This window comes from Acinetobacter sp. ACNIH2 (assembly GCF_002934965.1).
Lineage (GTDB): Bacteria > Pseudomonadota > Gammaproteobacteria > Pseudomonadales > Moraxellaceae > Acinetobacter > Acinetobacter tandoii.
This window is the reverse complement of sequence record NZ_CP026412.1, coordinates 248,510-266,959: the sequence shown is the minus strand read 5'-3', so window position 1 is coordinate 266,959 and position 18,450 is coordinate 248,510. Positions and strand designations below refer to the sequence as shown.

Below are 18,450 nucleotides of genomic sequence, written 5' to 3'. Positions count from 1 at the left end.
ATTAAACTCTAAGCATAAAAATGCATGATTTCTATATAGTTGCTTTCACTTCTTTATTTTTTTGCTATGATGTGCACGCGCGGCCATAGCTCAGTTGGATAGAGTACAAGTTTCCGAAGCTTGGGGTCGTGGGTTCGATTCCCGCTGGCCGCACCATATTTTTTATAAAATCAATAATTTAGAATAATTTCAGCGTAAATCTAGTGTATTAGTCTTTCAATGGGATAATTTAAAATTTCTTTAAATCGTATAAATTGTCCAAAAAATGCTACTTATCTACCAATCGATGCAAGAACGTTAAAACTATAATTAAATTAAGCCTCCCAAAAAAGGCTGAACTAATAAGATCTTTAAAATCCATTCAATCACTTCAATGATGAGAAAAAATTAGTGAGCTTAAATTTGTTTATAAATTGAGTATTGAAACCCGAAATTTTGTGATTATGAACCTAATTCAAAGTCATATTTTTTATGTTCTTTCAAGGGGTTTTATTGGCTGTTGTATTCAGTTGCATATTCTTTTTCTAATGGACACCAAATTTCACAAACAAATGAACAGAGAGTCGTATCTAACTTGGACACTTTAAATGGGAATAACAACTCAATTTCGTATAAGCACCATTATGTTAAATGGGAGGATAAGGTTCGCTTTTGGGACTAGAGTCCATCATTATTAGGAGACGTGAATTCTTTTTTTTTTCAGCAAAAAAATGATAGCATTTGAGACGCTCATCACTCAAAAAGTCATTCTTTTTGCTTAAATAATTCTAAACTTTGAGTCCTTCATTATGGTTATTATTCATATAATTTTTAATGTTCTTGTTATTGCAAGTCTTGCATGTCTCATTAAACCAAGTTTAATTGAAAAATATACAGGTGAGAAACCAATATCACGTTGGGTTTTTCTAATTGCATTGCTGGTACTAGTTAGCGTTAAACAAGCGGTGTTTAACCCACCATCTTCGGCTAATTCAAGTATGACTGAATCACATTAAGCATATTAAATATGATCATTCAGAAGTTGTATAACTTCAAATGATGCTAAATAAGGTTATGTATCCTAGAGTTAATATTTACTTGTTCTATATAAGTAAACTGAGACTATTACATTAAAATATATACAAAATTTTTGGAAAATAAAAATGCACGAACATAAAGTTTACATCTATGTTTTAGATCAAGAGTATCAACCATCACAAGACCAAAAAGATAAAGCAGTATCATTTTTTGAGTTAATAGTACCAGAAGCAGAACATTTTCCTTGTGGTTGGGATAATGCCTCTATTACGCTTGAAGATGGTTCAAGCGTGGAAAGCCCTTTTGCATTAACAGCGGGTTTTTTGTCTGGTTCTAATAAATATTGGTTAATTAATGAAGATGAAAGTGCAGAAGATGCTGATGAAGATGATTATGATGAATTAGAGTTTGATACTCAGCTTCGTCCAAAAGTAATGCAAGAATTAGAAAATATTTTAGGAACAAAGCTTGCTTTAGTTTGGGAATTTGATTAATTATTTTCAAGTTTCTCTAAAATTAACATAATGCACGTTATACATAATGCTTGAAATTTTCCTTTAAGCATCAATATCTTAGTCAAAGCTGTTCTAGGGTTCAGCGCACTGGAACAGCTTTTTAGTGATTTTTCATATTCCGTGGTCAATAAATAATCAAAACTCCACGGCTTTATGTAGTCTCATTTAACCTTAAAACAGAAAAAAATGTCCAGATAAAATAAGAATAGATGTCCAAGTAGTTATTGATTTTGCATCCAGTCATCAAGCAAGTAAGCTTTATATAGAATTCAACATTTGCTTATCACTGGAGCAGATGAAGTTTTTATATTGAAAGAAATAATGAGCAAAACTCCTTCTCTAGAATGTAAAGTTCATTGATCAGACTAAAACATCAGTTATTTTATCAGTCTAATTTTAGTGATGCCTTGATGCATAGTTGGTGTGAAAATTTTGTGATTTTAATCAAAAAGATACAAATTATTATGATTGTAATTCTGACATTTAGTGCCTAGTATTCTTCTTGAAGTTACTCCATGTAAGCTTCCTTGGTTTCATCCCATACACTTTTAGTATGGGATTTTTTTTAATCTGAGGGTTGTATGAGCATACATTCAAAAGCGTATATTTTTAGAGAGCAGAAGTTGCTGGTAGATGAAAATTTTCAATTACCGCAGGTAGAAAGTCTTCAGCATGATTTGAACCTGTCAGAAAATGGCAAGATCATTGCAAGGGATTTAAAAGAGGATGAGCCTGTGCCAGAAGGTTATCAGTTGATTCCGATCCGACAATTGGTACAAGTATGGAACCAAAACGAATTTGCAGAAGCTAGCCGCGCAGTACAGTTATTAGAATGGCATCGTAATCACCGTTTTTGTAGTAAATGTGGTCATGCAACCTTTCAACCTACGAATCAGTATGTAATGTGCTGTCCATCTTGTGGTTACAACCAATATCCGCGTGTTAATCCTTGTGTGATTACCATCATTACCCGGGGTGAAAATGAAATTCTATTAGCAAAAAATGCGCGTAACAAATCTCAGATGTACAGTTTGATTGCTGGTTTCATTGAAGTCGGGGAAACCTTGGAAGATGCTGTACGTCGTGAAACTTTGGAAGAAGTTGGGCTTCAGATTAGAAATATTCAATATCTTGCAAGTCAGCCATGGCCATTTCCCAGCAATTTGATGATGGCATTCAAAGCAGAATATCACTCAGGGGAAATTCAGATTCAGGAAGAGGAACTCAGTGATGCTCAATTTTTCAAGTTTGATAATTTACCTGAGATTCCATTTAAAGGCAGTATTGCGTATGCCATGATTAATCATGTGATAAATGGCACCCCAGTGGCGGATGATACGAAAGAATGGCTTTGAAGGAAAAATTGGCAGAATACCTTTTCTGAAGTGTCAATTATTGAATTTCGTCATCTTATTTTCACACTTAGTTCACATGTAATTTGTTTATCATAATCACAGCATCAAGATGAGTGAATTGAAGTTCAGCTTTTGTCTAAAGCTAATATATGTTTTTTGCAAAAGAGAATGACGAGGTACTACGACTCGGCCTACAGGCTGAGAGTATAAAGTGGAGCTCTAGGCGTATTTTCAAATTACGAGGCATTATGCGTGTAACGACACAGAATTAATCAAAGTATTGTATTTATTTGCTACCCTTTTGCCGAACTGAATATTCTCTCTACAGTTCGGTTTTTTTTTCACTTGAAATTAATATCTCACAAGTTTAACTCTAAACAGAAGGATAGTCCTAAGCTGAAATTAGGGTGAAACTTCGTTGAAAAGTCTGATGTGATCAAAGACAGTAAATTCAGAATAAAACAGCTAAAATTAATGAAAATTACAAAACTCAATGACTGAGATTTTACTTTTTATTCTATTGGATGTGTCCTATCTGGAGGAGATTTAGATAGACATGTTCAGGTTTGTATTTAGATTTATCTGAGTATTTGAATAGCCCAACAAATTTAATCACGGCATTGCTTGGCTATCAATATTATTGCCATTGTAATATCGATAGCCTAAAAAACTTTATTTACCAACACTTGTCTCGGTGCGGTTACTTTTACAGTTTATTCTTATACTTTAAATAGGTTTAAGCGAATAAAATATGATGATATAAGCGAAAAAATATTCATTGAATAGAATTTTTAAATCAAAAAATAATTTTTAACCTTTTTCTTCAGCTATTAACCAATGAATGATATTCATTACATCATGATTTTCATTATTTTTTCTGACCATTGCATAAAAATTATAGTCACAATAGATAAAACCAAAAGGGGCAATGACCCTACCATTTAATATTTCTTTTTCTATTAGAATTTGAGGTGCTATGGCAATTCCTAACCCAGACACAGCAGCTTCTATCATCAAATTGAGACTATCAAAATAACGATCATTCGCTTTTGGGGAAAAGTTAATTTTGGACTGATCAAACCATGTATGCCATGCACTTTTATTTGAGTGGGTATGAAGTAATGGATAATTTAAAAGATCATGTTTTGTATGGAGAGGATTTATTTCACGATTACAAATAGGCCCCATGTTATCGGGAAATAAAAGATATTTATTCAAAAAGTTAGGAAGTGTATGGTTTTCATTTATGCTATTGATAAATATGTCAACCTTCTCTTTTTCTAACAATTTTAAGTCATTACATGTCATTAATTTGATATGAATATTGGGATAGATTATTTCGATTTTTTCTAATCGGGGAATCAGCCAATTTGCCATAAAACTATGAGAAGCGCCTATTACAACTTCTACCTCTGATGTTTTATTTGTTAACTCAAAGACGCATTGTTCTAAATTATTAAAAAGTTGCGTACAAACTAGCGATAATTCTTCTGCATCCTTTGTCAGAGAGATGGTAGAGGAATGTCGAATAAATAATTTTTTATCTAACCATTCTTCTAACTGCTTTATTTGATGGCTAATCGCACTATGGGTTACACATAATTCTTCCGCAGCTAAGCTGAAACTTTTATTTCTGGCGACTGCCTCGAATGCTTTTAAAGCATTAAGGGGAGGTAATGTTCTGCGTTTCATGTTGTAAAATTTTCTAACACCATGAGCTCAAAATATATCAATTATCAGAAAAATGAAAATATTTTAAGATCAAACAAGTTTTGATAGTAAAAGAGATATGAGATGACAACCCCTTATACAGGTAATGGTCCTGATGACTTGGGATTTTTTGGTAAATTTGGCGGATGTTACATGCCAGAAAGCTTAATGCCCGCACTTCAAGAATTAGAGCAAGCCTTTAATACTGTTCGGCACAAACCTGAATTTTGGGCTGAATATCAGCAGATTTTAACGGACTTCGTTGGTCGCCCTAGTCCTCTTTTTTATGCAAAAAACCTAACAGCTTATGCGGGAGGTGCTCGAATATATCTCAAGCGAGAAGATTTGAACCATACGGGTGCGCATAAGATCAATAATTGTGTTGGGCAAATCTTATTAGCCAAATTTATGGGGAAAACCAGAATCATTGCAGAAACTGGTGCTGGACAACATGGTGTTGCAACAGCAACTGTTTGCGCACTGTTTAAGATGAAATGTACCATTTTTATGGGAGAAACAGACATTCAGCGCCAACAAATGAATGTTGAACGCATGAAATTACTCGGAGCTGAAGTCAGAAGTGTTCAAAAAGGTCGTGGGACTTTAAAAGATGCGATGAACGAAGCATTACGTGACTGGATTAGTCATGTTGATACAAACTATTATCTGTTAGGTACTGGTGCGGGTCCTCATCCATATCCGACTATGGTCAGAGAATTTCAAAAAATTATTGGTCTAGAAGCCAGAAACCAAATACTCCTCAAAGAACATAAGCTGCCTGATGCTTTGGTTGCTTGCGTTGGTGGTGGATCAAATGCATTAGGATTGATGCATCCTTTTCTAGAAGACCTGAATGTCAAAATGTTTGCCGTTGAGGCTGGGGGAAAAGGAACACATACTGGTGAACATGCCGCCTCTATTTGCAAAGGTCAAGTTGGTGTGCTGCATGGCAATTTAACCTATTTGCTACAAGATTTAGATGGACAGATTTTAGAGGGGCACTCTATATCAGCGGGCTTAGATTATCCTGGTGTTGGCCCTGAACATGGCCTTCTGTTTGAAACAGGACGTGTGACATATACGGCTATAACCGATCAAGAAGCCGTAAATGCATTTCAGCTTTTAAGCCAACAGGAGGGCATTATTCCTGCTCTTGAGAGTTCTCATGCGATTGCGTATGCGATTCAACTTGCTCAAGAAATGCAGCCAGAACAGATCATTATTGTCAATTTAAGCGGCAGAGGTGACAAAGACTTAAACACGGTCAAAAAATATCTTGCAGGAGCTACAGCATGAACCGTCTAGATCAAAAATTAGAGCAATTAAAACTGGAAAATCGAAGTGGTCTGGTATGTTATTTTACTGCTGGAGATCCTAATTTCGCAGAAAGTTGTCGTTTGTTAAGTCAATTGGGTCAAGCTGGAGCCGACATTATTGAAGTTGGCATTCCATTTTCAGATCCAGTGGCAGATGGAGAGATCATTCAGGCAGCGCATCTTAGGGCTTTAGGTGCAGGTCAAACGGTAAAACAGACCATTGAGTTGGTAAAAGCAATAAGGCTACATGATGACCAGACATCAATAATTTTCATGACTTATTTAAATCCGATGATGCAATATGGTTTCGAGACACTTATCGTCGAAACAGAAAATCTTATAGATGGAATATTGATTTTAGATGCTCCATATGGATATCGAGAAAAATTTGAAGTGCAGTTAAATAAAAAAAATATGCATTTAATTGCAATGACAGCGCCGACCACCCCAGTTGAAAGGTTAGAGCAAATCTCAACGCGCGCGACAGGTTTTTTATATCATGTTGCAGAAAATGGCTTAACAGGAGGAGACTTAAATTTGGCTAATCTTGAGAAAAAGATTGCTGAAATCAAGCCTATTTTTAATATTCCAGTTGCAATTGGCTTTGGGATCAAAAATGAGAGTCATGTTAAAGCATTAGCCAATAAAGTAGAACTTATTGTTATCGGTTCAGCGCTCGTCGATACTTTTTTTAATAAGGGTATGAATGCGACTTTAGAAAAAGTCACAGCTTTTTCGCAAATACTTAGAGAAAATAAATAATATCCTTTTTTTAATCCGTATATTTAAAGTTAATTTATCAAGAATTATATGTGATAAAACCCTCTCCCGTAAGGGAGATGGAACTTTATATCTGGATTTTTACCGAAAGTGATCGTTTTTAGAAATCACTATTATCATACAGATGTGACATACGTTTTTGCTTTGTCTCTAGATAAGCTTTGTTAAAGATATTTAAACCAACTTTTAAAGGAATACGTTCAACAACATTAATTCCTAAATCAGTTAAAGATTTAATTTTAAGTGGATTATTTGTAATGAGTTTTACATTCTTTATTTTTAAATAATCTAACATAATGGTACACATATCATATTTACGAGCATCTGCTGGTAAATTTAATAATAAATTGGCGTCAAGAGTATCATGTCCTTGGTCTTGAAGGGCGTAAGCTCGAATTTTATTGGTTAGTCCTATGCCGCGACCTTCTTGGCGCAAGTATAAGATCACACCTTGACCTGCATCATTAATCATTTTCATGGTTGAATGTAATTGGGGGCCACAATCACATTTGAGTGATCCAAAAGCGTCACCTGTTAAGCATTCCGAATGAATTCTGACGAGTACAGGTTGATTAGAAATAGTATCCATGCCTTTGGCAAGAGCGATATGTTCTTCACCAGTACTTTGGTCTTGAAACGCTATAATTTCAAAATCGCCAAACGCAGTAGGTAACTTTGATTTGGAAACAAATTCTATAGCCACTGAAGGATCCACCTATATCTTGATAATAGATAAAATACGCTGAATTAAACTTTCAATTAGATAATATGCATTTAATAGTGAATTTTATGTGAAACAGTGTTGTCGAATGAACCAATTTTTCCAGTAGAGCATGAACAATACAATTTTCAGATATATAAGCTTAAACAGGGAAAAATAGTACACTGATTAATCGACTTCAATGCAAGTGCCTATTCATTTTTGGTTTTTTAAAACTGAATTTTATGAAAATATTTAATAAATTTAGTTGCTTATGGTGTTTTTGAATCAAATTATCACAGATGACATGATAGATTCAATATATACAAAAGCTGTTGATGATATGGACTTTTGTGGTCAAAAGATTCCATGTCAGTATGCCAATACAATTCATTTACCAGAAAAGACTGCACAAATAGAAAAGGTGTAGCTCGGCTGAACGACATGAGTTATCGAAAATGGATAAGGTACTAGTGTGAACTATATAAATAGGTGGATCCTTGTCGTAGTTTGTCTCAAGCAAAAATAAATGAGCTTGGCTTATTTGAAGATAAACTTAAGTGTAGGATTTTTAAATTTAGGATTAATGAAATATATTTCCGTTTTAAATAGATGTGTAGGATTAGGCAGATTTTACTTATCCTTTTTTCATAAAACAGAAGAACTGTAGGCACATTTTATTCTTGAATTTTTATACATAAAAGTTACATCTGAAATATTTTCGAATTAAACAGAATAGAATCCTTGAAACTTAGTCTAGTCTGATGTTTATTTTATAGGATAAGATTAATGTAATTAAGAATGATTATTTTTATTAGGTGCTGGATGGTATTTTTTATTATTTGATTTTTTAAATATTTAAAAAAATTAATTTAAATTTAAGGTCACTTTTGTAAGGTATTAATATCGATTTATATTTTTGAATTTTGGGGTTGTTATGAAAAATAAATATCCTTTTCCAATAATGATTATGCATTGGCTTACACTTTGCCTTGTGGTGTTGGCGTATCTCACAGGTGGAGACCCAACCGTACATCTAAAAAGTGGAGAACTTCATGTTTTCGCTGGGGTATCCGTATTTTTGCTATTTTTTATCAGAATTATAATGATTTTTACTTATAGAAAAGATATTCCGCTGAACAAGCCGATGAGTAAATATCAACGAACTTTATTTTTGATGGTGAAATACACGCTTTATTCATTGTTGTTTTTAATTCCTGTATTGGGCTGGGTTACTTTATCAGGTTTAACAGAGAGTTATCAGTTTTTTGGAATGAGTTTACCTCTCATAAGTAATTCATGGGATGTTGAAAAAATTGGAGAAATCCATGAATTTCTAGGTAATTCTTTCATGGTGCTGATAGGCTTTCATGCATTGGCTGCATTAATTCATCATTATGTATTTAAAGATAACGTTTTGAAAAGTATGCTTTATTTTAAAAAGTGAACCAAGAGCTTAAAAGATTATGATTGAGTCAAATATTGATCTTGAGTTAAGGTCAAAAGCTGCTTCAAAGTCAACATGGATCAGTGTTGCTGTAAATGTTTTCTTATCGATTGGGCAGATCTGGATTGGTCTGTTTTCTAAATCACAAGGTTTAGTTGCAGATGGTATTCATACTTTAAGTGATTTAGTCGCGGACTTTATTGTATTAGTGGCCAATCGTCATAGTAAAAAAGCACCAGATGACGTTCATCCTTATGGTTATCTTCGTTTTGAGAATGCAGCATCTTTTATACTGGGTTTAATTTTACTGTCGGTTGGGGTCGGAATGCTATGGACGGCAACCCATAAAATTCTTCATCCTGAGCAAATTCCCCAAGTTCATAGCATAGCGCTTTGGATAGCAATAACCGCATTGATCTGTAAGGAACTATTGTTCCGTTATATGCTCGCTATTGCCAAAAAAGTAAAATCGAGTTTATTGATTGCGAATGCTTGGCACGCACGTTCGGATGCGGCATCTTCTTTTGTTGTAGCATTAGGGATTATAGGGAATCTTGCGGGGTACCCAATTCTTGATCCAATCGCGGCGTTAATTGTTGGTTTGATGATTGCTAAAATGGGTTTCGACTTTAGTTGGAGGGGCTTACATGATTTGATGGACAAGTCTGCAAATGAAGATGAGATTGCTGCTATTAAAGAAACCTTATTGAATAAAGAGGGTATATTGGGCTTACATCAACTCAGAACCCGTAAAATGGGTGATATGATTATTGTGGATGTTCATTTAGAAGTCAGTGGCGAGCAAAGTGTAAGAGAAGGACATAAAATAGCAGTAGATGCCAGAAATGAAGTCCTCAAAAACCATAATGTGATTGATGTGGTTACTCACATTGACCCGATATAATTTGAAAGTGGAGATAAATAGGCATCAAGAATAAATAAGATTCAAGATGCCTGAATTTAAAAAGATTTATTGGGAATGTCCAATGAGTTCATTTGTTTCAATTAAGCCTCGAATTTGTATTTTTAAAATCATATTTAAATAAAATTCTTTTGTATCACCTCAATATTTCAATCACATGGTGATCACGAAAAGTTTAAGCTCAATTGGGATACTTTTCAGCGCAACTTTATTTTTTAATATCCGTACATTGCCTTTTATAGCATTAGATATATGTCTAAAGAGCATCATTTTCATAGTTTTATGTGGTATTACAGCCTGTGCTTATGCCATAGTATATTGTATGAATTAGAATAAATTTTAGCCTTTAAAATATATAGCTTGATCTGCTAGAACTCTTCGCAAAAGCGTAGCGGACATTGATAACAAAGCCCTAAAATTAAGGTTGATTAGAGGAAGTATTTTTCCGCATAGGCTGCGTTCACGATGGTAAAGAAGTTGTTGGTTAGGCAACGTAGAGATTAGACAAGTTAAACTGAGTTTTCAGCGACCAGACATAAGGACAAAAATAATGAAGTCGAGTCAGGATGTCCTCATCCAGTGTTCTGGTGTCATGAAGGAATATGGTGTTGGTGAAACGAAAGTGACCGCCTTACGAGGTGTCAATCTTGATGTCTACCGAGGGGAGTTACTTATTCTGGCTGGTCCTTCAGGCTGTGGAAAAACAACCCTAATTTCAATTATCGGGGGGATCCTAAAACGAGATGCAGGCATATGCACGATACTCGGTAAAGACTTAGAGAATATGGATACAGCCGAGCGAGCACGTTTTCGAGGAAATTCAATCGGTTTTGTTTTCCAGACCTTTAACTTACTCGCTTCATTGACTGCCGCTGAAAATGTGGCTGTGCCTTTGTTAATCAGTGGCAAAGAGCGTAAAGTTGCGCTTCAACGTGCTCGGGTCATTCTAGATCAGGTTGGACTTTCGGGACGTGAAGATGCACTTCCAAGCCAGCTCAGTGGTGGGCAACAGCAGCGTGTAGCAATTGCGCGTGCACTTGTGCATGAACCTAAAATCATTATTTGTGACGAACCAACGAGTAGTTTGGATCATGCCACGGGACATGCCATGATGGAGATCTTGCGCAATGTGGCACAAGCTCCAGATCGCGCACTAGTAGTGGTAACACATGACACTCGTATTTATGAGTTTGCTGATCGTATCGCGCATATGGATGATGGGAAGATTGCCGATATAAGCAATCAAATCGAGGAGACAAAGTACAATGATGCGTAAATATTTGCTCCCAATACTCGCACTGATCGGTCTGTTGCTTGCTGTCACGATGGTACTGATTGGCAATAGGCAATCACCTCCATCTCAACCCGTAGTTCAGTCACCCAAATCACCTTTTCCGAGCTATGTGGCTGGCGCAGGTATTATCGAGGCAAGTACAGGAAATATCGTTGTCGGCACGCCTGTGTCTGGTGTTGTGGTTGAACTGTATGTACACGAAGGCAGCGAGGTAAGGGTTGGCGATAAGTTATTTAAGATTGATGATCGTGAACTTCAAGCCCAACTTCTACCTGCAATGGCGAAAATCAAAGAAATTGCAGCGCGTTTGGCACAAGCCAAGAGCCAATTTGAACTTGCGAACAGCTTATCGGATAAACGTGCGATTAGCGTCGAGGAGCTCAACAATCGGCGCTTTGCAGTCCAGCTTGCTGAAGCTGAGTTGGCATCTGCTCAAGCTCAGGTTAAGCAAATTCAAATGGATATTGAGCGCTATACTATACGTGCTTTAATCCATGGACGAGTATTACAAAACAAGATTCGTATCGGCGCATTCGTGCAAGGTGGTGTGCCTAGTGACTCTTCGATGTTGATTGGTAATGATGATCGGCTATTCGTACGTGCTGACATTGATGAGAATGATGCATGGCGAATCCAGCCAGAGGCACATGCTGTGGCATTTGTGCGGGGTAATCCAAATTTACACACCACACTGAAATTTGAACGGGTGGATCCGTATGTGCTGCCTAAAACCTCACTGACGGGCGATAGCACCGAGCGGGTCGATACCCGTGCCTTGCAGGTCATTTATAGTTTTGATCACACCACCTTGCCAATTTATGTTGGGCAACAAGTTGATGTATTCATTGAGACCACAGTAGACAAATCTTCAAAGAGTAAGCCTTCGCAATCCACAGCAACACTGTCTTCCGCGAAGATTTTGTAATGATCCAGTCCGTCTGCATGCATTAAAAAGGAGTACCAAAATGTTACGTATAGCCTTAAAAATGCTGCTGGGTGACCGCGCTAAATATGTGGGTTTAATCTTTGGTATTACCTTTACATCGTTCTTGGTGACTTTTGCAGCATCCTACTTTGCTGGAATTATGACGCGAGGTTACGCACCTATTTCCGAGAATGGTACTGTAGATGTATGGGTGATGGAACCTGCGGTAACTTCAGTTGAGCAAACCACCAATATGTCCTTGCAAGCATTGGCAAGAGTTCGCAGTGTAGCAGGGGTGCAGTCAGCAGTCCCCCTCATGTTTGCCACAGCAGATGTCCGTTTTCCAGATGGGCGTTATCAGCCCTTTCAGGTGATTGGTGTTGATGATGCAACATTGCTCGGCATGCCGACTATCCAAAATAAGGTGATGCCTAGCTTATTGAGAGTTCCTGATGCAGTGGTGATTGATGCAGGAGGAACCAATGGTAAGTTGGAAACCACATTGCAAATTTCGGAGCAATTGCCACAAGGTAAAATAGATTTTGATGCGCCAACCCGTGAACTGACCACAGGTGATGAATTACTTCTGAATGATCATAGCTTGCGAATTCTCGGTCAATCGCAAGGACTTCCTAGATTTCCACCACGTCCGTTGCTATATACGACTTTTTCGAACGCGACTCGAATTTTGCCACCAGAACGACGTCAGCTCACATTCGTGCTGGTCAACGCTGCACCGAAGGTAGCGCCCGAAGACTTAGCAGCGCGCATCGAGTCAGCCACAGGTTTACGTGCACGGACATCTGCACAGTTTAAATCGGATACTGTGCATTGGTTTCTGCTGAACTCTGAAGATGTGGGAGACATTGGGGCAATGCTAACCTTGGCAATCTCTGTCGGCTTTGGTGTAACAGGCGTTATGCTTTACATGTTTACGAATGAGAACCTGCGTAATTATGCGGTACTTAGTGCGATGGGGGCCACACCAAGACTTCTTTTGACCATGGTATTTGCTCAGGCGGGTTTGTGTGGGCTGCTGGGCACAGGTCTCGGGCTGGGGCTTTGTGCCATGATTGGGCAGTTGGCAATTATGGCAGGATATCCATTTCGGATGATGTGGTTTACCCCTGTGTTAGGAGCAGTGACTGTTATACTGGTCTGCTTGGTTGCTGCTGCATTGAGCGTGCGCCCTGTATTGAAGATGGAACCAAGCCAAGTATTTTCGGGGCGTTGAAAGGGGCGTACTTATGATGATAAGGACATGGAAATGAGTATGGGCTACTGCAGGCTAAGTTTCTAAGAGTGAATGCTAAGAAAACCTGCAGTAATATGATCGATTCAATATAGAGCATTAGCATTTTGAATAATTTAAACTATTTATTGTCAATGCTTTATGCCTGAATTACGGCTTTCTTCTTTTGTGGATGATAGCGGAAGCTAGCTCCTCTATGATTTTCAGGCAACAAAGGACCTTGTCCAAACAGTTTGTCGCGTAAAGTTCCAGTGGCATATTCAGTCTGATAAACACCGCGTTTCTGAAGTTCTGGAACCACAAATTCAACAACATCTTCAAATGTTTTATGCGCCAAGATATAGGCAAGATTAAAACCATCAACACCCGTATCTTCTACCCACTCTTGTAGACGGTCCGCGATAGTTGTTGGTGAGCCGACGAGTACGGGTCCATTACCACCCACACTAATAAATTTAGCAATTTCTTCAATTGTCCAAATACGATCAGGATCAGCTTTTACATAGGAGTCCAGCATAGATTGAATAGCATTGGTTTGAATGTATTCAACCTGATCAGCAGCATTAAATTGTGAGAAGTCGACCCCAGACCAGCCAGAAGCTAGGGTTAATCCACCATGATAACTTCCATATTGTTGATATTCCTTAAATTTAGCTTGAGCTTTTGCATCTGTTTCATCTACAACAATAGACAGCATGGTGTAAATTAAAATTGAAGAAGGATCCTTGCCATTTTCTACAAGTTTAGTGCGGATGCCTTGAACAAGTTTTTTTACTGCCGCTTTGGTTGGTGCAGAAATAAAAACACATTCGGCATTTTGGCAGGCAAAAGTTTGTCCACGGTGTGATGCACCAGCTTGATAAAGAACTGGAGTCCGTTGTGGAGAAGGCTCACAAATATGAATACCTGGAACGGTAAAATATTCCCCCTCATGATGAATCGGATGCACTTTTTTAGGGTCAGCAAAAATCCCTTTTTCTTTGTCACGAAGCACAGCGTCTTGTTCCCAAGACCCTTCCCAAAGCTTATACAGAACTTCAAGGTATTCATCGGCTATGTCATAACGATTATCATGGCTGACCTGATTTTTTAAACCTAAGTTTTTAGAACCACTTTCTAAATATGAAGTCACAATATTCCAACCCGCACGACCTTTGGTCAGATGATCCAGCGTGCTCATACGGCGTGCAAATGGGTAGGGATGTTCAAAGGAGATAGAGGTGGTTACACCAAATCCCAAGTGCTTGGTGACAGCCGCCATCGCGGGAACAATTTGTAGCGGATCATTGACAGGCACTTGTACCGCACCAGTCAGTGCATGTTCAGCGGATTGATGATAGACATCATAGATTCCCAAGACATCTGCCAGAAAAATGCCATCAAATTTCCCACGTTCTAAAATTTGGGCTAAATCTGTCCAATATTCTAAGTCTTTATATTCTGTAGAGCGGTCTAGCGGATGACGCCATAAGCCAGGTGATTGGTGGGCGATACAATTCATTTCAAAAGCATTAAATCTAATTTTTTTGGTCATATTGGTTTAAGATTTTTAACAAAAATAATGAATAATCTTAATAAGAAAATATGCAAACTTTCATAATAAAAAAATAAATCTTTATCATAAATAATGTTTATGAAGATGAGGGGTTTTTATTGAATTTTTGGTGATAAAGGTAAAATAAATTAAAACTTGTAAATATATAAATTTGAATGTGAATAAAACCATGGATTATATTTTAAAAAATGATTTTATTTTCGGATTAAATTATAAATATAAGAAAAAAATAGTGCTAGCTTAGGTTTTATAACCATCTCGCTGAGTTTTTATAATGACTTCAAAAATTGAAATAAAATTGGAAGACGCGCAAAACATTCCAAGGGATTTTTATCAACAAGAGCGTCTGGCTCATGTCATACGCTCAGATGAAGAAGCCATACAAGTTGCTAAAACGCTGGCAGTCGAATTTGCGAAAGAAGCCTCTCAACGTGACTATCAGCGACAATTGCCTTTGCGAGAGGTGCAACAATATTCAGCTTCTGGTCTTTGGGGCATTACTATTCCTAAACAATTTGGCGGTGCGGGTGTCAGCTATAAAACGCTTGCAGAAGTGGTCAAAATTATTTCAAGTGCAGATTCATCTTTAGGGCAAATTGCACAAAACCATTGGGCGTTTTTAGAACATATTCGTTTGGATGCTTCATTGGAGCAGCAAGATTTTTTCTTTGTTCAAGTTTTGCAGGGAAAACGTTTTGGCAATGCATTTTCTGAAAAAGGTTCTAAAACTGTTGCAGACTTAACAACAAAAATTGAATTTAAAGATGGGCACGCTGTTATTAATGGCCAGAAATTTTTTGCCACAGGCGCATTACTCGCCCATTGGATACCTGTAGTGGCTGTAAGTGAAGAGGGTAAGCCGTTTGCTGCATTAGTGCCTCAACATACGCCAGGCTTGACGATTGTAAATGATTGGAGCGGATTTGGTCAGCGTACTACAGTCAGTGGTTCAGTACACTTAAACAATGTTCAAGTCGATTTAAAATACATTGTACCAATTCATCAAGCCTTTGAACGTCCAACCGCAGCAGGGGCAATTTCGCAATTTATTCAATCTGCTATTGATGCTGGCATCGCACGTGGTGCAATTGATGAAACGATTGCGTATGTCCGTGCTCATGCACGCCCGTGGATTGATTCGGGCTTAGAACAGGCATCTCAAGATCCGTACACCATTGCCAATATTGGTGAGTTAAAAATTAAACTGCGTGCAGCAGAAGCTGTTTTGGCTTTAGCGGGTGAAGCAATTGATCACGCGTTGTTGAATCCAACAGAAGAAACTGTGTCTGAAGCAACTTTAATTACAGCAGAATCTAAAGTGCTGACCACAGAGATTGCCTTATTGGCAGCCAATAAACTATTTGAACTTTCGGGTACACGTTCAACACTATCGGAACTGAATTTAGACCGTCATTGGCGCAATGCGCGTACACATACTTTACATGACCCCGTCCGTTGGAAACTGAATATTGTTGGGAATTATTATTTAAATGATGTTCCTCCACCACGTCATGCATGGAGTTAATAGGAAAATATTATGACTATTCAAAATAATCAAAACTTGTCTTTAGGTGCTCATTACGAGCAAGTGGCAGGAAAATTCCGTGCTATTTTTCAGCGCATCGCAGAAGGTGCACTAGAGCGTGAAAAAAACCGAATATTGCCTTATGAACCGATCCAATGGTTAAAGCAGGCGGGTTTTGGCGCGGTACGTGTTCCTGTCGCTTTTGGTGGAGATGGCGTGTCGCAAAGACAATTATTCCAACTCTTAATTGAGCTGGCAAAAGCGGATTCTAATGTGGTTCAGGCATTGCGTGGACATTTTGCTTTTGTGGAAGATCGTTTAAATGCCCATAAGACAGAGCCACAAACCTTATGGTTTGAGCGCTTTGTAAAAGGTGACCTTGTAGGAAATGCATGGACGGAAATAGGCAACGTAGAAATAGGTGATGTCGTCACGCGTGTGACAGAGTCACAAAGTGGAAATCTCGTCGTGAATGGCCAGAAATATTATTCGACAGGGACTATTTTCGCAGATTGGATTGATTTATTTGCCTTTGATGAAACAACAAATCAGCACGTTATTGCTGCTGTTTCAACACAGGTAGAAGGTATTCATATTGTTGATGATTGGGATGGTTTTGGCCAAAAAACCACGGGTAGTGGAACATTAAAAATTGATAATGTACAAATTGCTCGTGACCATATCTTGCCATTTCAAGAGAGATTTAAATATCAAACTGCATTTTATCAAGTCGTGCATTTAGCGACTTTGGCTGGTATTGCACAAAATGCGGTAGAAGTTTTTACGCATGAAGTTCGTAAACGTACCCGCATCTTCAGTCATGGCAATGCAGAGTTGGTTCGTAATGATGCACAAATTTTACAAGTGATTGGCAAAGCCTCTGCACAGGCATATGCGGCTGAAGCAATTGCTTTAAGCACTGCTGATGCATTAGATCAAGCGTATTTGAGTCATTTCCAAAATGATGAAAATACGGAATTACAAGCGAATGACTCTGCTGAACTCGCATCTTCACAAGGACAGGTAGTCATTTCGGAATTGGTGCTAAATTTAACGACAGAACTGTTTAATGCACTCGGTGCATCTGCTAGTACAACAGAAAAGCAACTAGACCGATTCTGGCGCAATGCACGTGTGGTTTCTTCCCATAATCCACTTATTTACAAACAGAAAGTGATAGGAGATTGGGTGGTAAATCAGGCACCTTTACCTTATGTTTGGCAAATTGGAAACAGTCCAGTGCTTAATCAAAAAGAAATTGCCGCTTAAAATATACGAATAAAGAAACCGTATAAACATACGGTTTCTTTATGAGAGTCTTAAGTCATGATAATAGGTGAGTCATTTTAAAATGATATTTTTGATGAACTTGGTTGCACAAACTTGTTGATCATCATTTATAAAATATTCTTTACAATATTAAAAATGAGATAAATTTAAAGCAGCAATTGTTAAACATGGACAAACTCTATGGTGTGGCTCATTGCCTGTCAGCTACGGTTAATAATGAATGCATCGGGAATTAATGAGTAGATTAAACGTACAAGGCTCTGATTTAATAACTTAGTAGCGAAAGAACACGCAATCTATTCAGTGATCAAAAGCAGATAAACATCTTGTGAAACAACGTCATAAAATTCTGGACGCTATCAGACTAACAATAGTTGTCCTGACATAAAACATTAGTTTTCTTTTTCAACTTAAAGATATACCTACTGCATACAGCCCACCTAAGAGTAAACAAAAAGCTGAGCTGATATACCAAAATAAATCACTATTACCAACGAATTTTGATTTCAAAATTGGAAAAGAAAGACCACGTATAAGAAGTATAGCTGCAAAAATTGAGAGTATGGGTTTACTAAATGGTAATAGGGTTATTCCTCTTGCAGCAAAATATGCATACGTTGAGCATAGCAAGAGCATTAAACCTACAGCGATAGTGATTAAATGTGGATATAGTTTTCCACTTTCAACCATATCGACCATGCTTTTACCTGCCCCTAAAAAACGATAACCATTTGCCCCCCAAAGAATACAAATGAAATGAAGTAGGGCAGCACATAATGTCAATGTTGCTGCAAGATATAATGCGATGGTTGATAATGATTGCATCAGTATTTATGACTTAAATAAT

14 protein-coding genes, 1 tRNA gene and 1 pseudogene are annotated in these 18,450 nt (G+C 37.5%); 12 read left to right on the top strand and 4 right to left on the bottom strand.

Annotated elements, in window-relative coordinates; all coding sequences use genetic code 11:
- Positions 1 to 79 precede the first annotated feature (79 nt).
- The 3 genes from C3F34_RS01105 (at position 80) to nudC (ending at position 2,887) form a co-directional block, all read left to right on the top strand.
- Positions 80 to 156, top strand: a tRNA-Arg gene (locus C3F34_RS01105).
- Positions 157 to 1,142: 986 nt separating this feature from the next.
- Complete coding sequence (locus C3F34_RS01095) at positions 1,143 to 1,511, top strand: hypothetical protein (RefSeq protein ID WP_104440890.1); 369 nt, start codon at positions 1,143 to 1,145, stop codon at positions 1,509 to 1,511.
- Between the two features lie 602 nt (positions 1,512 to 2,113).
- Positions 2,114 to 2,887 (top strand): NAD(+) diphosphatase, encoded by a 774-nt coding sequence (gene nudC, locus C3F34_RS01090; RefSeq protein WP_104440889.1) that lies wholly within the window; start codon positions 2,114 to 2,116, stop codon positions 2,885 to 2,887.
- Positions 2,888 to 3,697: 810 nt separating this feature from the next.
- Here the strand turns inward: nudC and C3F34_RS01085 are convergent.
- Positions 3,698 to 4,579, bottom strand: coding sequence for a LysR family transcriptional regulator (locus tag C3F34_RS01085; RefSeq protein ID WP_104440888.1), 882 nt, complete (start codon positions 4,577 to 4,579; stop codon positions 3,698 to 3,700).
- A 102-nt stretch (positions 4,580 to 4,681) separates the two neighbouring features.
- Here C3F34_RS01085 and trpB point away from each other — a divergent pair, with 102 nt between their 5' ends.
- Both trpB and trpA read left to right on the top strand, forming a co-directional pair.
- Positions 4,682 to 5,893, top strand: coding sequence for a tryptophan synthase subunit beta (gene trpB, locus C3F34_RS01080; RefSeq protein ID WP_044739383.1), 1,212 nt, complete (start codon positions 4,682 to 4,684; stop codon positions 5,891 to 5,893).
- Complete coding sequence (trpA, locus tag C3F34_RS01075) at positions 5,890 to 6,675, top strand: tryptophan synthase subunit alpha (RefSeq protein WP_104440887.1); 786 nt, start codon at positions 5,890 to 5,892, stop codon at positions 6,673 to 6,675. The genes trpB and trpA overlap by 4 nt, the downstream gene beginning before the upstream one ends.
- Before the next feature lie 118 nt (positions 6,676 to 6,793).
- Here trpA and ribA read toward each other — a convergent pair whose 3' ends face one another.
- Complete coding sequence (ribA, locus tag C3F34_RS01070) at positions 6,794 to 7,396, bottom strand: GTP cyclohydrolase II (RefSeq protein WP_104440886.1); 603 nt, start codon at positions 7,394 to 7,396, stop codon at positions 6,794 to 6,796.
- A gap of 934 nt (positions 7,397 to 8,330) precedes the next feature.
- Between ribA and C3F34_RS01065 the strand changes: the two genes are divergently transcribed.
- From C3F34_RS01065 to C3F34_RS01045, 5 genes are all read left to right on the top strand, one after another.
- Positions 8,331 to 8,840, top strand: coding sequence for a cytochrome b (locus C3F34_RS01065; protein WP_016167416.1), 510 nt, complete (start codon positions 8,331 to 8,333; stop codon positions 8,838 to 8,840).
- A gap of 19 nt (positions 8,841 to 8,859) precedes the next feature.
- Positions 8,860 to 9,744 carry a cation diffusion facilitator family transporter gene (locus C3F34_RS01060; RefSeq protein ID WP_044739385.1) on the top strand — a complete coding sequence of 295 codons (885 nt, stop codon included), beginning with the start codon at positions 8,860 to 8,862 and terminating at the stop codon, positions 9,742 to 9,744.
- A gap of 568 nt (positions 9,745 to 10,312) precedes the next feature.
- The gene (locus C3F34_RS01055; protein ID WP_044739386.1) at positions 10,313 to 11,038 is read left to right on the top strand and encodes an ABC transporter ATP-binding protein; all 726 of its coding nucleotides are present in this window, start codon (positions 10,313 to 10,315) and stop codon (positions 11,036 to 11,038) included.
- The gene (locus C3F34_RS01050) at positions 11,028 to 11,981 is read left to right on the top strand and encodes an efflux RND transporter periplasmic adaptor subunit (protein ID WP_044739387.1); all 954 of its coding nucleotides are present in this window, start codon (positions 11,028 to 11,030) and stop codon (positions 11,979 to 11,981) included. The genes C3F34_RS01055 and C3F34_RS01050 overlap by 11 nt, the downstream gene beginning before the upstream one ends.
- Positions 11,982 to 12,021: 40 nt before the next feature.
- The gene (locus tag C3F34_RS01045; protein ID WP_104440885.1) at positions 12,022 to 13,215 is read left to right on the top strand and encodes an FtsX-like permease family protein; all 1,194 of its coding nucleotides are present in this window, start codon (positions 12,022 to 12,024) and stop codon (positions 13,213 to 13,215) included.
- Between the two features lie 157 nt (positions 13,216 to 13,372).
- On the opposite strand, the gene C3F34_RS01040 is transcribed toward C3F34_RS01045, so the two are convergent.
- A complete protein-coding gene (locus tag C3F34_RS01040) occupies positions 13,373 to 14,767 on the bottom strand; it encodes an LLM class flavin-dependent oxidoreductase (protein ID WP_104440884.1) in 1,395 nt (464 codons plus the stop codon).
- Positions 14,768 to 15,131: 364 nt separating this feature from the next.
- Between C3F34_RS01040 and C3F34_RS01035 the strand changes: the two are divergent.
- Both C3F34_RS01035 and C3F34_RS01030 read left to right on the top strand, forming a co-directional pair.
- A pseudogene (locus C3F34_RS01035) lies at positions 15,132 to 16,313 on the top strand (SfnB family sulfur acquisition oxidoreductase); the annotation flags it as partial.
- 12 nt (positions 16,314 to 16,325) lie between these two features.
- Positions 16,326 to 17,582: an acyl-CoA dehydrogenase family protein gene (locus tag C3F34_RS01030; protein WP_044739391.1), complete on the top strand. Its 1,257-nt coding sequence runs from the start codon at positions 16,326 to 16,328 to the stop codon at positions 17,580 to 17,582.
- A 426-nt stretch (positions 17,583 to 18,008) separates the two neighbouring features.
- Here the strand turns inward: C3F34_RS01030 and C3F34_RS01025 are convergent, their stop codons facing one another.
- Positions 18,009 to 18,428, bottom strand: coding sequence for a hypothetical protein (locus C3F34_RS01025; protein ID WP_044739392.1), 420 nt, complete (start codon positions 18,426 to 18,428; stop codon positions 18,009 to 18,011).
- Between the last annotated feature and the right edge of the window lie 22 nt (positions 18,429 to 18,450).

Excerpts from the sequence above, each read along its gene's own strand:
- C3F34_RS01030 (WP_044739391.1), top strand. The coding sequence starts at position 16,326 with ATGACTATTCAAAATAATCAAAACTTGTCTTTAGGTGCTCATTACGAG.
- C3F34_RS01060 (WP_044739385.1), top strand. The coding sequence starts at position 8,860 with ATGATTGAGTCAAATATTGATCTTGAGTTAAGGTCAAAAGCTGCTTCA.
- C3F34_RS01050 (WP_044739387.1), top strand. The coding sequence starts at position 11,028 with ATGATGCGTAAATATTTGCTCCCAATACTCGCACTGATCGGTCTGTTG.
- C3F34_RS01095 (WP_104440890.1), top strand. The coding sequence starts at position 1,143 with ATGCACGAACATAAAGTTTACATCTATGTTTTAGATCAAGAGTATCAA.
- C3F34_RS01065 (WP_016167416.1), top strand. The coding sequence starts at position 8,331 with ATGAAAAATAAATATCCTTTTCCAATAATGATTATGCATTGGCTTACA.
- nudC (WP_104440889.1), top strand. The coding sequence starts at position 2,114 with ATGAGCATACATTCAAAAGCGTATATTTTTAGAGAGCAGAAGTTGCTG.
- C3F34_RS01045 (WP_104440885.1), top strand. The coding sequence starts at position 12,022 with ATGTTACGTATAGCCTTAAAAATGCTGCTGGGTGACCGCGCTAAATAT.
- trpB (WP_044739383.1), top strand. The coding sequence starts at position 4,682 with ATGACAACCCCTTATACAGGTAATGGTCCTGATGACTTGGGATTTTTT.
- C3F34_RS01040 (WP_104440884.1), bottom strand. The coding sequence starts at position 14,767 with ATGACCAAAAAAATTAGATTTAATGCTTTTGAAATGAATTGTATCGCC.
- C3F34_RS01055 (WP_044739386.1), top strand. The coding sequence starts at position 10,313 with ATGAAGTCGAGTCAGGATGTCCTCATCCAGTGTTCTGGTGTCATGAAG.
- C3F34_RS01025 (WP_044739392.1), bottom strand. The coding sequence starts at position 18,428 with ATGCAATCATTATCAACCATCGCATTATATCTTGCAGCAACATTGACA.
- C3F34_RS01085 (WP_104440888.1), bottom strand. The coding sequence starts at position 4,579 with ATGAAACGCAGAACATTACCTCCCCTTAATGCTTTAAAAGCATTCGAG.
- trpA (WP_104440887.1), top strand. The coding sequence starts at position 5,890 with ATGAACCGTCTAGATCAAAAATTAGAGCAATTAAAACTGGAAAATCGA.